This is a genomic window from Chromobacterium haemolyticum DSM 19808, assembly GCF_000711885.1.
GTDB classification, from domain to species: Bacteria; Pseudomonadota; Gammaproteobacteria; order Burkholderiales; family Chromobacteriaceae; genus Chromobacterium; species Chromobacterium haemolyticum.
The window spans coordinates 130,251-144,787 of sequence record NZ_KL543996.1; the positions used below are offsets into that span (position 1 = coordinate 130,251).

At 62.7% G+C, this 14,537-nt stretch carries 12 protein-coding genes; 4 read left to right on the forward strand and 8 right to left on the reverse strand.

Features of this window, described 5'->3' with window-relative positions; genetic code table 11:
- Positions 1 to 98: 98 nt before the first annotated feature.
- The gene (locus BR71_RS22090) at positions 99 to 983 is read left to right on the forward strand and encodes a LysR family transcriptional regulator (RefSeq protein WP_043642229.1); all 885 of its coding nucleotides are present in this window, start codon (positions 99 to 101) and stop codon (positions 981 to 983) included.
- A 207-nt stretch (positions 984 to 1,190) separates the two neighbouring features.
- Here the strand turns inward: BR71_RS22090 and BR71_RS22095 are convergent, their stop codons facing one another.
- Genes BR71_RS22095 through flhB form a run of 6 tightly spaced genes read right to left on the reverse strand, consistent with a single transcriptional unit; the run spans position 1,191 to position 8,389 of the window.
- Positions 1,191 to 1,940 carry a flagellar motor protein gene (locus BR71_RS22095; protein WP_043642231.1) on the reverse strand — a complete coding sequence of 250 codons (750 nt, stop codon included), beginning with the start codon at positions 1,938 to 1,940 and terminating at the stop codon, positions 1,191 to 1,193.
- Positions 1,941 to 1,986: 46 nt separating this feature from the next.
- On the reverse strand, positions 1,987 to 2,733 hold the full coding sequence (locus BR71_RS22100; RefSeq protein WP_043642232.1) for an RNA polymerase sigma factor FliA: 747 nt from the start codon (positions 2,731 to 2,733) through the stop codon (positions 1,987 to 1,989).
- Entirely contained in the window at positions 2,730 to 3,599 is an 870-nt protein-coding gene (locus BR71_RS22105; protein ID WP_043642233.1) for a MinD/ParA family ATP-binding protein, read from the reverse strand. Before BR71_RS22105 ends, BR71_RS22100 begins: the two co-directional genes overlap by 4 nt.
- Before the next feature lie 5 nt (positions 3,600 to 3,604).
- Complete coding sequence (gene flhF / locus BR71_RS22110) at positions 3,605 to 5,095, reverse strand: flagellar biosynthesis GTPase FlhF (protein ID WP_043642235.1); 1,491 nt, start codon at positions 5,093 to 5,095, stop codon at positions 3,605 to 3,607.
- Between the two features lie 6 nt (positions 5,096 to 5,101).
- Positions 5,102 to 7,183 (reverse strand): flagellar biosynthesis protein FlhA, encoded by a 2,082-nt coding sequence (gene flhA / locus BR71_RS22115; RefSeq protein ID WP_043642237.1) that lies wholly within the window; start codon positions 7,181 to 7,183, stop codon positions 5,102 to 5,104.
- Between the two features lie 48 nt (positions 7,184 to 7,231).
- Complete coding sequence (gene flhB, locus BR71_RS22120; protein WP_043590786.1) at positions 7,232 to 8,389, reverse strand: flagellar biosynthesis protein FlhB; 1,158 nt, start codon at positions 8,387 to 8,389, stop codon at positions 7,232 to 7,234.
- 127 nt (positions 8,390 to 8,516) lie between these two features.
- Between flhB and BR71_RS22125 the strand changes: the two genes are divergently transcribed.
- Positions 8,517 to 9,311, forward strand: a complete 795-nt coding sequence (locus tag BR71_RS22125; protein WP_043642239.1) for a thymidylate synthase — start codon at positions 8,517 to 8,519, stop codon at positions 9,309 to 9,311.
- Entirely contained in the window at positions 9,308 to 9,805 is a 498-nt protein-coding gene (locus BR71_RS22130; RefSeq protein ID WP_043642241.1) for a dihydrofolate reductase, read from the forward strand. The genes BR71_RS22125 and BR71_RS22130 overlap by 4 nt, the downstream gene beginning before the upstream one ends.
- Positions 9,806 to 9,870: 65 nt before the next feature.
- Here BR71_RS22130 and icd read toward each other — a convergent pair whose 3' ends face one another.
- Positions 9,871 to 11,115, reverse strand: a complete 1,245-nt coding sequence (icd, locus tag BR71_RS22135) for an NADP-dependent isocitrate dehydrogenase (RefSeq protein ID WP_043642244.1) — start codon at positions 11,113 to 11,115, stop codon at positions 9,871 to 9,873.
- A gap of 183 nt (positions 11,116 to 11,298) precedes the next feature.
- Positions 11,299 to 13,536: an NADP-dependent isocitrate dehydrogenase gene (locus BR71_RS22140; RefSeq protein WP_043642246.1), complete on the reverse strand. Its 2,238-nt coding sequence runs from the start codon at positions 13,534 to 13,536 to the stop codon at positions 11,299 to 11,301.
- A gap of 330 nt (positions 13,537 to 13,866) precedes the next feature.
- Between BR71_RS22140 and BR71_RS22145 the strand changes: the two genes are divergently transcribed.
- Positions 13,867 to 14,511, forward strand: coding sequence for a pseudouridine synthase (locus tag BR71_RS22145; protein WP_043642312.1), 645 nt, complete (start codon positions 13,867 to 13,869; stop codon positions 14,509 to 14,511).
- The last annotated feature ends 26 nt before the right edge of the window (positions 14,512 to 14,537 follow it).

Below are 14,537 nucleotides of genomic sequence, written 5' to 3' on the forward strand. Positions count from 1 at the left end.
GTTCCAATCAAGTTTGCGATGGGGTGCATTTGACCATGTAGAGAAAACTCAATAAATCCGCTATTAATAAAAATATTGTTTACCTATAGGAAATGATCATGGACCGCTTTTCGGAAATCCGCGCCTTCGTTTGCGTGGCGGAGTTGGGCAGTTTTGCCGCCGCCGCGGAGCGGCTGGAGCTGTCGCGAGCGATGGTGACTAAGCTGGTGTCCAGTCTGGAAGGGCGTTTGGGTGTGCGGCTCATGCATCGCACCACGCGGCGTTTGTCGCTGACCGAGGCGGGCGAGACTTATCTGGGCCAGGCCGGTGGACTATTGGCCGAGCTTGACGATCTGGACGCCCGTTTATCGCAGGGCGCCAGCAGTCCGGTGGGCCGCTTGCGGGTGTCCGCGCCGGTTTCCTTCGGCATGCGCTATCTGGGACGCGTGGTGGCTGGTTTTCATCAGCAGTATCCGCAGATCGAAGTGGAGCTCAATTTGAACGACAGGCGGGTGGACTTGGTGGAGGAAGGCTTCGACCTGGGGTTGAGGGTGTCGAATCTGTCGGACTCCTCCCTGGTGGCGCGCCGGCTGGCGCGGATACGCGACCTGGTCGTCGCCGCGCCCAGCTATCTGCAGCGCTGCGGCACGCCGGCGACGCCGGCGGATCTGGCCGAGCATCAATGCCTGTTGTACGCGCTGACGACACAGCCCAATTTATGGGATTTCACCGCGCCGGACGGCAGCAGCGGCCGGGTCAAGGTCAAGGGCATGCTGCGAGCCAACAACGGCGACATCCTGACGGACGCGGCCATCCACGGCATGGGGGTGATTCTGCAGCCGCGCTTTCTGGTGGAGCAGGGCTTGGCCGAGGGCACGCTGGTGCCGCTGCTCAGCGATTACGACTGGCATTGCCTAGACCTGTCTGCGGTGTACCCGGCGCGGCGGCATGTGCCGGGCAAGGTCCGGGCTTTTGTCGATTATCTGCAGCAGTTCTTTCAATAGCGAACGGCCGACGGCACTCAGCATACGCTGGACGCCGTCGGCCGTTGCCAAGCTAAGAACCTGTTTACGATCTGCTGCACGTCGGCGATACGGCGTTGAAAACGGCTTCGAAATGCTCATGTACCACACGTACATTCCGCTTTCTCAGCCATTTTCGCCTTGTCTCGCCTTAGCTCGCGAGATCGTAAACACGTTCTAAGAGACGGCTTATTCGTGCATCGCCAGGAAGCCCTTGAGCCGGCTTTCAATAATGCGCGGGTTTTCGCCGTTGGCGATGGAGACCAGGCCTTCCACCACCAGCTCTTTCAAGGCGACTTCCGAGGCGATCAGGTGCTTGAGCTTGTTGGCGATGGGCAGGAACAGCAAGTTGGCGGAGCCGACGCCGTAGACGGTGGCGACGAAGGCCACGGCGATCCCGGCGCCCAGTTTGGACGGGTCCGACAGGTTTTCCATTACGTGGATCAGGCCTAGTACCGCGCCCAGAATGCCCATGGTCGGCGCGTAGCCGCCGGCGGATTCCCAGATCCGCGCCGCTTGTTTGCGCGCGTGTTCGAACATGGAGATCTCCACATCCATCACTGAACGCAAGGTGTCCGGCTCCGCGCCGTCCACCAGCATTTGCAGCGCCTTCTTGATGAAGGGATCTTTCTGAAGGTTGATGTAGCCTTCCAAAGCCAGCAGGCCGCCCTTGCGCGCGGTCTGGCTCCAGTTGATGATCTCGCGGATCATTTTGTCGTGGTCCAGCACCGGCGGCTGGAAAATCCATTTGAGCATGCGCACGCCGGCGGCGAATTGTTTGGGCGTGCTTTGCAGCATCACCGCGCTGATCGTGCCGCCGATGACGATCATGAAGGCGGTCAGCTGCATCAGGGAGCCGATGTTGCCGCCTTCCAGCGCCTGTCCCGCGATAATGGCGGTCAGGCCCATCAGAATGGCTACAATGCTTATTTTGTCCACGCGAAGTTCCGGTTTTTAATGTTATGCCGCGTCAGGGCGCGGAGGTTCAGAGCCAGTCCTTGATGCGCGCGCGCAGCCGGGCGATGGCCTGGCTGTGCAGTTGGCTGACCCGCGATTCGGAGACACCCAGTACCGCGCCGATTTCCTTCAGGTTCAACTCCTGCTCATAGTACAAGGACATCACCAGCTGGTCGCGTTCCGGCAGTAGTTTGATGCCATCTATCAGCGCTTGGCGGAAGCCGCCGTCGGCCAGTGCGGCGAACGGGTCCGGAGAGTCCTCGTCGGCGACATTAGCCACCGCGTCCGGCAGCGCGCCCCCGTCGTCGTTGGAAAAATCCTCGAAATGCAGCAAGGTCATGCCGCGGCAATCGCCAAGCATGTCCTGGTATTGCTCCAGCTCCAGTCCCATCTGGGCTGCGATTTCCGACTCCAGAGGCGAGCGGCCCAGCTGATGTTCTAGCTGGCGGACGGCGTCCTCGATCTGGCGCGAGTGGCGGCGGGCTTGGCGCGGCATCCAGTCCTCGCGGCGCAGTTCGTCCAGCATCGCGCCGCGCACGCGTTGGCTGGCGAAGGTTTCGAACATGACGCCCTGGGCCGGATCGAACTGGCGCGCGGCCTCGATCAGGCCGATGACGCCGACCTGAATCAGGTCGTCGATGTCGACCGAGGCCGGCAGGCGGGCGATCATCATGCCGGCCAGCTTCTTGACCAGCGGCGCGTAAGCCTCCACGTCGATCTCGACGGGGGGCGAGGCGGCGACGTAGCCGGTTCGGCGTAAGGACGGCAAGGTCATAGCGGTTTGACTCCATCCGCCTCGGCCCAGTCGCGCGAGGCGGCAATCAACAAATCCATGAATCCGGTGCCGCTGCGCGGCGTTTCCTGGGTGTCCCACTGCGGCAGCACCGCGGCTAGCTGAGAGAAGGCCATCGCGGCCTCGCTGTCCGGAAACGCCTCCATCAGCGGCCGGCGCAGCGTCTGGCTGCGGCGCACCGCGTTGTCCATCGGCACAAAGCCTACCCAGCGCAGCGACACCGACAAGAATTCGCCGGTGGCGGCGGACAGCCGGGTGAACAGTTCGCGCGCTTCCTCCAGATGGCGCGCGCGGTTGATCAGCACATTGAAGCGCTGGCGGCCGTAGCTGCCGGACAACCTCTTGATATTAGCGTAGGCCGTTGTCAGCGACTCCGCCGCCGGCGTGAGTACTAATACCAAATTGTCCGCCACGCTGGCGGGCACCGGGTCGTGAGCGGGGCTGGGGGCGTCAACCAATAACACCGAGGCGTCGCGCTCCAGCGCGGCGAACTCGCTGCCCAAGCGCAGCCACAACTGGGCGGAGAACAGCGCGCGCTCTTCCGGGCGCGCGTAGAGATTGATCAACTGAATGCCTTGGCGCGAGCTCACCATCATCTCATCCAGCCCGCCCAGGGTCAGCACCTGGCTTTCCAGCGTGGCGGTGGTGGGCACGCCCAGCCGGCGCGCCTGCACTTGGCCCAGCGTGCAGTCCACCAGCAGCGGCCGCTGGCCGGCGTAGGCCAGGCCCAGCGCCAGTTCGGTGGCCAGAGTGCTGGCGCCGGCGCTGGCGGAACCGATGAAGGCGAAGCTGGGCGCGCGCGCGGACCGGGCGCTGAGCAGGCGGAGGCTGGCGGCTTGATCCTGCATCGCGCTTACAGCCATCCGGCCTGGGCCGCGTTCATGATGGGCAGTTCGTCGGCCTGAAGGGTGAAGGGGGAATGCTGCTGCTGCGAGCGCATCGCGCGGTCCACTAGGAAGCCGGCGTGGGCGGCGTGCAGGTCTTCCGGCACGCGCTGTCCGTTGGTGATGTAGAACAGACGCAGCCTATTGCGAATGATTACGTCCAAGCTGGGGCCCATCGCCACGGATTCGTCTATTTTGGACAAGACGCAGCCGGTGAGGCCGTCGCCGCGATAGCGGCGCACCACGTCTTCCAGCGTCTGGCCGTCGGCGTTGGAGGCCAGCAGCAGCAGCCGCTCTATCGGCCGGCCGGCGGTGCGGAACATTTCAATCTGCGCCAGTACGCGGGCGTCGCGCTGGCCCATGCCCACGGTGTCGATGAAGACGATGTGGCGGTTGGAAAGATCCGCCAGCGTTAGCTGCAGATCGCCCTCGTTCTGGATGGAGAACACCGGGATGCCGAGAATCTTGCCGTAAATGCGCAATTGGTCCTGAGCGCCGATCCGGTAGCTGTCGGTGGTGATCAAAGCCACATGCTGGGCGCCGAAGCGCATGGTGGCGCGCGCCGCCAGCTTGGCCACGGTGGTGGTTTTGCCCACGCCGGTGGGGCCGACCAGCGCGTAGATGCCGCCGCGGTCCATGATTTCCTTGTCGGAGTCCGCGCACTTCAGGTTGTGCATCAGCGCCGAGCGCGCCCATTTGACCGCGACCTCGGCCTCGTACTGAGCCGGCATCTTTTCGATCAGTTGGCGGATCAGGTGGGCGGAAAAACCCATGGCCAGCAGGTGCTTGAACAATTCTAGGCGATTGGGCGCCTTGCCTTCCATATCGGACCAGGCGAAGCTGGCCAACTGGCTTTGCAGCAGGCTGCGCAGCAGTTTGATCTCGTCGCCGATCTGCTTGAGTTCCTGAGCCATCACCTCCGGCTCCTCGCCGTTGGTTGCGACGGGAGGCACAGCGGGGCGCGGCGGCGGGGCGCTTGCAGCCGGCGCTTGCGCGCGCGGCGCGGCGGCGGCTTGAGGCGCGGCTTGCGCGTATTGCTGTGGCGTATAGGAGGGCTGGACCGGCCGGGGCGCGGCCTGGGGTTCCGGCGCAAAGGCCGGTTCGATGCGCTGGCGCGGCTGTTGCGCCTCGATGCGCGGCGGCGGCGGGCTGTCCAGCGGCTCAACCGGCATCGCGTAAGTGCGGGCAATGGCGCGGTTGACCGCCGCTCCCGCCGGGGTGGGCAGCGGCGAGGGCGCGCGGTTGACCACCGGCGGCGCGTTGCGCGGCGGGTGCTTGCTGGAGGAGGTGGCCAGGTTGGTGGCGAGGTTGGCGACGTCGGCGTCCGCCACCGCCATGATTTCCACCCCTCCGCCCATGGTGGGGCGGTTGGACAAAATCAGGGCGTCCGCGCCCAGTTCTTCTCGAACTTGTCTGAGCGCGTCACGCGTGGTTTTGCCGAAAAACTTTTTCACCACCATGTTCGATTAGCCCTTGCTTCCCCCAATTACAGCAATTATACGAATTGATTTATTGTCCGGTATCTCATTATGAGAAATAACACGCAGCTGCGGCAGCGCGCGGCGCAAGAAGCGCGCGAGCAAGGGCCGCAGCCCCGGCGCGGTCAAGAGTACCGGATTGTACCCTTGAATTTCCACTTGTTCGGTTTCCTGGGCGGCGCTGGCCAGCAGATTTTCCGCCAGGCCGGGTTCCAGGCCGCCTCCGGTCTTGGACTGGACCGCCTGCATCAGCACATTTTCCAATGTCGGTTCCAGGGTCATCAAGGGTAATTCTTGCTCGCCGGGGAATAATTGCTGGACGATGACGCGGGACAAGGCGGTGCGGACGATGTTGGTCAGCTCGTCGATGTCCTGGGTGGTGGTCACGTGATCGGCCAGCGTTTCCAGTATGGTGCGGAAATCGCGGATGTGGATGCCTTCGGTCAACAACTGCTGCAGCACTTTTTGCAGCGTGCCCACCGGCACCACCTTGGGCACCAGGTCTTCGATCAGCTTGGGCGACTCCTTGGCCTGGTGATCAATCAAGGCCTGCACTTCCTCACGGCCCAGCAGCTCCGCCGCGTGGGTCTGCAGCAAGTTGGAGATGTGGGTGGCCACCACGGTGCTGGCGTCCACCACGGTGTAGCCCAGGCTCTGCGCCTCTTCGCGCTTGCCGGCGTCTATCCAGATCGCCGGCAGGCCGAAGGCCGGATCGGTGGTGGGAGTGCCGGCGAGTTCGCCGTTGACCCGGCCTGGATTGATGGCCAGGTATTGGCCGATGAAGGCTTCGCCGGTGCCCAGCTCCACGCCCTTGAGCAGGATGCGGTAGGCGTTGGGCTTGATTTCCAGGTTGTCGCGGATATGGACCGGCGGCACCAGAAAGCCCAGCTCCTGCGCAATTTTTTTGCGGATGCCGCGGATGCGGCGTAGCAGCTCCCCGTCTTGGCTGCGGTCCACCAGCGGAATCAGCCGGTAACCCACCTCCATGCCCAGCTGGTCCACGTGCTGTACATCGTTCCAGCTCACCTCCGTCGTGGTGTGTTCCGGCGGCGGCGCGGCCTGTTGCTGCTGTTCGGCCTGCAGCGCCTCGGCTTTCTGGCGCTTCTCCATCACCCGGCCCAGCAGGCCCAGGCTGCCGGCGATCAGCAGGAAGGAGAAGTGGGGCATATTGGGAATCAGGCCGACCATGCCTATCACCGCGGCGGTGATATACAGCACTTGAGGTTTGGTGAACATCTGGCCGAGGAATTGCTCGGACATGTCCTTGTCGGTGCCCACGCGCGACACCACGATGCCGGCGGCGGTGGAGATGATGAGGGCGGGGATTTGCGCCACCAGACCGTCGCCGATGGTCAGCAGAGTATAGGTCTTGGCGGCGACGCCGGCGTCCAGATCATGCTGGACCATGCCGACGATCAGACCGCCCAAGATATTGATGACGATGATCAGGATGCCGGCCATGGCGTCGCCGCGCACGAACTTGGAGGCACCGTCCATCGCGCCGAAGAAGTTGGCTTCCTCCGCGATGGTGGAGCGGCGCGTGCGCGCTTCGTCCTCGCCGATCAGGCCGGCGTTGAGGTCGGCGTCGATCGCCATCTGTTTGCCGGGCATCGCGTCCAGCGTGAAGCGGGCGCTGACTTCGGCGATGCGGCCGGCGCCCTTGGTGATCACCACGAAGTTGATGATGGTGATGATGACGAACACCACGATGCCGATGGCGACGTTGTCGCCGATCAGGAAGTGGGCGAAGGATTCGATCACCTTGCCGGCGGCGTCCGGCCCGGAGTGCCCCTCCAGCAGAATCACCCGGCTGGAGGCTACGTTCAGCGACAGCCGCAGCAGGGTGGTGACCAGCAGCACGGTGGGGAAGGCGGAAAAGTCCAGCGGTTTGCGCACGTTGATCCCCACCAACAACACGATCACCGAGACGGCGATGTTGAAAGTGAAGAAAATGTCCAGCAGCACCGGGGGCAGCGGCAGTACCATCATCGCCAGAATCAGGATGATGAGCACGGGGCCGGCCAACTGGGTGACTTTGAAGCGCTTCAGTATGTCTAGTATGGAGTCCATGCTGGATTTATGGCTCAAGCCGGTCGAATCGGTTCGTCGACCTTATCATTATGGTGGCGTCGCATCTTGCTGGCGTTTGCTTTGCGGGTCAAGTTCGGCGGGCACGTCCAACTGGTCCGGGAACACCGGGGCCAGGCCGCCGTTGTCCTGGTAGCTCTTGAGCTGGAACACATAGGCCAGCACTTGGGCGGCGGCGGCGTAGAGCTTGGCGGGGATGTCGTCGCCTAGCTCGGCGTGGAAGTACAGCGCGCGGGCGAAGCTGGGCGAGCGCATGACGATGACGCGGTGCTCTTTGCCGGTGTCTATGATTTTTTCCGCCAGCTTAAGCGAACCCTTGGCCACCACTTGCGGCGCGCGCATGCCGTCGTCGTACTTGATCGCCACCGCGTAGTGGGTAGGGTTAGTGACGATGACGTTGGCGCTGGGGATCTCCTGCATCATGCGTTTGCGGGCGGCTTCGCGCTGCATTTGGCGGATGCGGCCTTTGACCTCGGGCGAGCCTTCGGCTTCCTTGTATTCCTGCTTGACCTCTTCCTTGGTCATGCGCAGTTTCTTGTGATAGCTCCACAGCTGAAACGGCACGTCGATGGCCACCAGCAGAATCATCGCCGAAGTCACCACGAAGAAGGTGGTGATGATCATATCGGTCATCTTGGCGATGCCGGTAGGCAGGGGCATGGAAATCAAGCCTATGATCTCAGTGCGTTCGCGCCAGATGAACCAGGTGGCGATGCCGCCGATCAGCACGCTTTTGAGAATAGCCTTGACGGCCTCGGTGGCGGCGTTGACGGAGAACATGCGCTTGATGCCGGGCAGCGGGTTGAGTTTGCTGAATTTGGGCTCGATCGCTTTGAAAGTGAGGTTCCATCCGCCCACCAGCATGGGCACGAACAGCGCCACCAGCGCCAGGCCGGTCAGCAGCGGAGCCAGGCTCCACAGCGCGCTGAAAATGGTTTCCTTGAAGCGGAGCAGCGCCGGCTCCACATTGCGCACCGTGGTCTGGTCGAAGGTGAGCAGGGCGCGCATGGTCTGCGCCAGATTGGCGGCGATATGGCCGCCCTGGGCCATCAGCAGCGCCACGCCGGCCATGGTGATGGCGAAGGTGGTCAGTTCCCGCGAGCGGGGGATGTTGCCGTCTTCGCGGGCGAGGCCCAGCCGTTTCGCGGTGGCGGGTTCGGTGCGTTCGAGGTCGGAATCTTCAGCCATGTCCGGTGTTTCATGCTTCTGTCTTGATTTTAAAGAGAATGGTAGCCGAAGCGGCGAGGCCGGGCCAGCTTTTCCGAGGCGGCTTCAAGTCGGGTACAATGGCGGCGTCAACGATGGAATGAACACAATGCGACAGTATCTCGACCTGATGCGCCATGTGCTGGAACATGGCCACGACAAGTCCGACCGCACCGGCACCGGCACCCGTTCGGTATTCGGCCACCAGATGCGCTTCGACCTGCAACAGGGTTTTCCGCTGATCACCACCAAGAAATGCCATCTGCGTTCCATCATCCACGAACTGCTGTGGTTCCTGTCCGGCGACACCAATATCCGCTATCTGAAGGAAAACGGCGTGTCGATCTGGGATGAGTGGGCAGATGAAAACGGCGATTTGGGGCCGGTCTACGGCTACCAGTGGCGCAGTTGGCCTGCGCCGGACGGCCGCCACATCGACCAGATCGCCAATGTGGTGGCGATGATCAAGAACAATCCGGATTCGCGCCGCTTGATCGTGTCGGCCTGGAACCCGGCGCTGGTGGATGAGATGGCGCTGCCCCCCTGCCACAGCCTGTTCCAGTTCTACGTGGCCGACGGCAAGCTGTCCTGCCAGCTCTATCAGCGCTCCGCCGATATCTTCCTGGGGGTGCCCTTCAATATCGCCAGTTACGCCTTGCTGACCATGATGATGGCGCAAGTGTGCGGGCTGCAAGCGGGCGAGTTTGTGCATACCCTGGGCGATGCGCACCTGTACAGCAACCATCTGGAGCAGGCCGAGCTGCAACTGTCGCGCGAGCCGCGCGCCTTGCCGACGCTCAAACTCAATCCGCAGGTCAAGGATATCTTCGGCTTCAAGTTCGAGGATTTCGAACTGGAAGGCTATGATCCGCATCCGCACATCAAAGCGGCGGTGGCGGTATGACGGCGGCGGGAAGGCCGCGCTTGACCCTGGTGGCGGCGATGGCGGCCAAGCGGGTGATAGGCATAGACAACCGCTTGCCTTGGCATTTGCCGGAGGATCTCAAGCATTTCAAGGCGGTGACGCTGGGCAAGCCGGTGATCATGGGCCGCAAGACCTGGGATTCGATCGGCCGGCCCTTGCCGGGCCGCCGCAACATCGTGGTGACGCGCCAAGCGGATTGGAGCGCCGACGGCGCGGAGGCCGCGCATTCGCTGGAGCAGGCGCTGGCTTTGGCCGGCGCGGTGGAAGAAGTGTGTTTGATCGGCGGCGCCGAGCTGTACCGCCAGGCGATCTCCAGCGCGGACTGTCTGCGGCTGACCGAGATCGCCGGAGAGTATCCGGGCGACGCCCATTTCCCCGAGGTGTCCGCCGAACTCTGGCGCGAGGACAGCCGCGAGGCGCACGTCAGCGCCGATGGCCTGGCTTACGCCTTCGTCGATTACCTGCGGCGTTGAGGCCGGCCGGGTCTCCAATTCAAAAAGCCCGCGGCAACGCGGGCTTTTTGTGTCGCCGCGATTTTTTACATTCGCGCGATCATCGCGTCGCCAAAAGCGGAGCAGCTGACTTCGACGGCCCCGTCCATCAGGCGGGCGAAGTCGTAAGTCACCTGCTTGTCGGCGATGGCGGCTTCCATCGCCTTGATCACCAGATCGGCGGCCTCCTTCCAACCGAGGTGGCGCAGCATCATTTCTGCGGACAGGATCAGCGAGCCGGGATTGACTTTGTCCTGGCCCGCGTATTTGGGCGCTGTGCCGTGGGTGGCTTCAAACACCGCGTATTGATCCGAAATGTTGGCGCCGGGCGCGATGCCGATGCCGCCCACCTGCGCGGCTAGCGCGTCGGAGATGTAGTCGCCGTTCAGATTCAGCGTGGCCACCACGTCGTATTCCGCCGGGCGCAACAGGATTTGCTGCAGGAAGGCGTCGGCGATGGCGTCCTTGACCATGATGTCGCGGCCAGTCTTCGGGTTTTTGAACGCGCACCACGGGCCGCCATCGACAGGCGTCGCGCCGAACTCGTCTTTCGCCAGAGCGTAGGCCCAGTCGCGGAAGCCGCCCTCGGTATACTTCATGATGTTGCCCTTGTGCACGATGGTCACGCTCTTGCGGTCGTTGTCTATCGCGTAGCGGATGGCTGCGCGCACCAGGCGTTCAGTGCCGTCTTTGGACACCGGCTTGATGCCGATGCCCGAGGATTCTGGAAAGCGAATCTTCTTCACGCCCATTTCGTCCTGAAGGAAGGCGATTACTTTCTTGGCGGCGTCGCTGCCCGCTTGCCATTCGATGCCGGCATAGATGTCTTCGGTATTCTCTCGGAAGATCACCATATCGGTCAGTTCCGGCTGTTTCAGCGGCGAGGGCACGCCCTTGAAGTAACGAACAGGCCGCACGCACTGGTACAGGTCCAGCTCCTGGCGCAGCGCCACGTTGAGCGAACGGATGCCGCCGCCCACCGGGGTGGTCATCGGGCCCTTGATGGACACTGAATACGTTTTCAATGCGTCGAAGGTTTCTTTCGGCAGCCATTCATCCGGGCCATAGAGCCGGGTGGATTTTTCGCCGGCGTACACTTCCATCCAATGAATCTTTTTCTTGCCGCCATAGGCTTTGGTCACCGCGGCGTCTATCACCTTGATCATTACCGGGGTGATGTCCACGCCTATGCCGTCGCCTTCGATGAAAGGAATGATCGGATGGTCGGGCGTCGGCTGGCCGGGGATGATCTTCTCGCCGTTAGCCGGAACCTTGATATGGGTGACGCTCATACTTTCTCTCCTGAGGGTGGGGTGCGCAACGGCACGCCGCTGGGCAGGCTTGTATTTTGATTATCTATGAAAAATCATGAAAAGCTTGCCGCCTGGGTCGCTGACACGGCGCAAAAAAAAACGCCAAGACCTATGTCTTGGCGTTTTGTCGGACGGGAAGTTCCCGGGGGTACTGGGAAGGGCTTAGCCGAGCACGGCGGCCAACGCGGCATTGAAGCTGGCGCTTGGGCGCATCACGGCGCCGCACTTGGCCGCGTCGGGATGGTAATAGCCGCCGATGTCGGCCGCTTTGCCCTGCACGGCTTTCAACTCGTCCAGGATTTTCTGCTCGTTGCTAGCCAGGTTTTGGGCGAGCGGGGCGAAGCGGGCCTGCAGCTCTTTGTCCTCGGACTGTTCCGCCAGTGCCTGGGCCCAGTACAGGGTCAGGTAGAACTGACTGCCGCGGTTGTCCAGCTCGCCGGTGCGGCGCGACGGGGACTTGTTCTCGTCCAGCAGTTTGCCGGTGGCGAGGTCCAGCGTCTTGGCCAAGATCTTGGCTTTGCCGTTGCCTGTCTTGATGCCCAGTTCTTCCAAGGATACCGCCAGCGCCAGGAACTCGCCCAGGCTGTCCCAACGCAGATGGTTTTCTTCCAGCAGCTGTTGCACGTGCTTGGGCGCGGAACCGCCTGCGCCGGTCTCGTACATGCCGCCGCCGGCCATCAGGGGCACTATGGACAGCATTTTGGCCGAGGTGCCCAGTTCCATGATGGGGAACAGGTCGGTCAGGTAGTCGCGCAGGATGTTGCCGGTCACCGAGATGGTGTCCAGGCCGCGCGCCACGCGCTCCAGGGTGTAACGCATTGCGCGAACCTGGGACATGATGTGGATTTCCAGGCCGCTGGTGTCGTGATCCTTCAGGTAGGCGTGGACCTTCTTGATCAGTTCGTTCTCGTGCGGGCGGTACGGGTCCAGCCAGAACACCGCCGGCATGCCGGAGTTGCGGGCGCGGGTGACGGCCAGCTTGACCCAGTCGCGGATAGGCGCGTCCTTCACCTGGCACATGCGCCAGATATCGCCTTGCTCGACGTTTTGCGACAGCAGCACTTCGCCGGTGGCGAGGTCGACGATGTTGGCGACGCCATCTTCCTGGATTTCAAAAGTCTTGTCGTGGGAGCCGTACTCTTCGGCCTTCTGCGCCATCAGGCCGACGTTGGGCACGGTGCCCATGGTTTTGGGATCAAAATTGCCGTGCCATTTGCAGAAGTTGATCATCTCCTGATAAATGCGGGCGAAGGTGGACTCCGGCATGACGGCCTTGGCGTCGTAAGGTTTGCCGTCGGCCCCCCACATCTTGCCGCCAGCACGTATCATCGCCGGCATCGAGGCATCCACGATCACGTCGTTGGGCGAGTGGAAGTTGGTGATGCCCTTGGCCGAATCCACCATGGCCAGGCGCGGGCGGTGCTCCTGGCAGGCGTGCAGGTCGCGGATGATTTCTTCGCGCTTGGAAGCCGGCAGGGTTTCGATTTTCTCGTACAGGGTGGCCATGCCGTTGTTGACGTTGACGCCCAGCTCTTCGAACAGCTTGCCGTGTTTTTCGAAGGCTTCCTTGTAGTAGATCTTGACGCAGTGGCCGAACACGATGGGGTGGGACACCTTCATCATGGTGGCTTTGACGTGCAGGGAGAACAGGATGCCGGATTCGCGGCAGTCTTCCATTTCGCGCTCGTAGAAGTCGCACAGCGCCTTCTTGCTCATGAACATGGAGTCGATGATCTCTCCGGCCTGCAGCGCGACTTTGGGTTTGAGCACGATGGTCTGGCCGCTCTTGGTGGTCAGTTCCATCTTCACGTCGCGCGCCTTGTCCAGCGTCATCGACTTCTCGCCGTGGTAGAAGTCGCCGTGGTGCATATGGGAGACGTGGGTTTGCGACCACTGCTTCCATTCGCCCATCGAGTGCGGATGCTTCTTGGCGTAGTTTTTCACCGCCAGCGGCGCGCGACGATCGGAATTGCCTTCGCGCAGCACGGGGTTCACCGCGGAGCCGAGGCATTTGGCGTAGCGGTCCCTAATGGCTTTGTCGGCGTCGGAGGCCGGGTTTTCCGGATAGTCCGGCAGCGGGTAGCCCTTGGCCTGCAATTCTTTGACGCAGGCGATCAATTGGGCCACGGAGGCGCTGATATTGGGCAGCTTGATGATGTTGGTGTCGGGGTGCTGGGTCAGTTTGCCCAGTTCGGCCAGCGTGTTCGGCACTTTCTGTTCGTCGGCCAGATAGTCGGGGAATTCGGCCAGGACGCGCGCGGCCAGCGAAATGTCGGCAGTGGCGACTTCAATGCCGGCGGAGCCGGCGAAGGCTTGCACGACCGGCAGGAAGGCGCTGGTGGCCAGCGCCGGCGCTTCGTCGGTCAGGGTGTAGATGATTTTGGGCTGTTCCGAAGGCATTACTCTATCTCCTTTTATCTTGTGACGACAGAACGGTTGCGCAGGGCGCTGCCGGCGCATGGAAAGACCTTGGAAAGGCGGATGGCGGTTCAGGCGACGCGGCCTGAACACGGTCCGGAGACTCTCGGGTAATTTTCAAAAGCGAATTATACCTCTCCGCGCGCGCTTGGCTCGCTGCGCATTTGAACTTTTATGCTTGATAACTGCGCGGCAGGGGTTCGAATGCGAATTATAGGCCGCGCCTGGAGCGTCTTCGCCGGCAAACTTGCGGCGCGCGGCGGCAGGCTCTTGTATCATTCGCCTCATTCTTTTCTCGCCGCTCTTCATGCCATGTCCCGACTCATCCTGCTCAACAAGCCCTACGGCGTCATCTGCCAGTTTTCAGAGCATCCCAAGCATCCGACGCTCAAGTCCTGCGTGCCGTTGCCGGGCGTGTACCCGGCGGGCAGGCTGGACACCGACAGCGAAGGTCTGCTGCTTTTGACGGGCGACGGCGAATTGCAACACCGCATCGCCAATCCGCGCTGGAAGCTGCCCAAGACCTATTGGGTGCAGGTGGAGGGACAGATCCGCGACGAACAACTGGAACAACTGCGCCGCGGCGTCGACCTGGGCGATTTCACCACCCAGCCGGCACAGGCGCGGCGCATCGACGCGCCCGCGCTGTGGGAACGCACGCCGCCGGTGCGTTTTCGCAAGACGGTGCCGGACGGCTGGCTGGAGATCGTCATCAGCGAGGGCAAGAACCGCCAGGTGCGGCGCATGACCGCCAAAGTGGGGCTGCCGACGTTGCGCCTGGTGCGGGCGGCGATAGGACCGTGGACGCTGGACGGCCTGCAGCCGGGGGAGATGCGCGAGCTGGAGGTGGATCTTGCGGATTTGCCGAGGGTGTCGCATGCTCAGCGCATCGCCAAGCCCGGCGCGCGGCCGCGCGGCGTCGGCGGGGACCGGCGCGGAGGTCCGCGCAAGCCCTGAGCGAGGGCGCGGCCGTTGGCGATTCA

Excerpts from the sequence above, each read along its gene's own strand:
- flhA (WP_043642237.1), bottom strand. The coding sequence starts at position 7,183 with ATGGACTCCATACTAGACATACTGAAGCGCTTCAAAGTCACCCAGTTG.
- icd (WP_043642244.1), bottom strand. The coding sequence starts at position 11,115 with ATGAGCGTCACCCATATCAAGGTTCCGGCTAACGGCGAGAAGATCATC.
- BR71_RS22130 (WP_043642241.1), top strand. The coding sequence starts at position 9,308 with ATGACGGCGGCGGGAAGGCCGCGCTTGACCCTGGTGGCGGCGATGGCG.
- flhB (WP_043590786.1), bottom strand. The coding sequence starts at position 8,389 with ATGGCTGAAGATTCCGACCTCGAACGCACCGAACCCGCCACCGCGAAA.
- BR71_RS22125 (WP_043642239.1), top strand. The coding sequence starts at position 8,517 with ATGCGACAGTATCTCGACCTGATGCGCCATGTGCTGGAACATGGCCAC.
- BR71_RS22100 (WP_043642232.1), bottom strand. The coding sequence starts at position 2,733 with ATGACCTTGCCGTCCTTACGCCGAACCGGCTACGTCGCCGCCTCGCCC.
- BR71_RS22140 (WP_043642246.1), bottom strand. The coding sequence starts at position 13,536 with ATGCCTTCGGAACAGCCCAAAATCATCTACACCCTGACCGACGAAGCG.
- BR71_RS22105 (WP_043642233.1), bottom strand. The coding sequence starts at position 3,599 with ATGCAGGATCAAGCCGCCAGCCTCCGCCTGCTCAGCGCCCGGTCCGCG.
- flhF (WP_043642235.1), bottom strand. The coding sequence starts at position 5,095 with ATGGTGGTGAAAAAGTTTTTCGGCAAAACCACGCGTGACGCGCTCAGA.
- BR71_RS22145 (WP_043642312.1), top strand. The coding sequence starts at position 13,867 with ATGTCCCGACTCATCCTGCTCAACAAGCCCTACGGCGTCATCTGCCAG.
- BR71_RS22090 (WP_043642229.1), top strand. The coding sequence starts at position 99 with ATGGACCGCTTTTCGGAAATCCGCGCCTTCGTTTGCGTGGCGGAGTTG.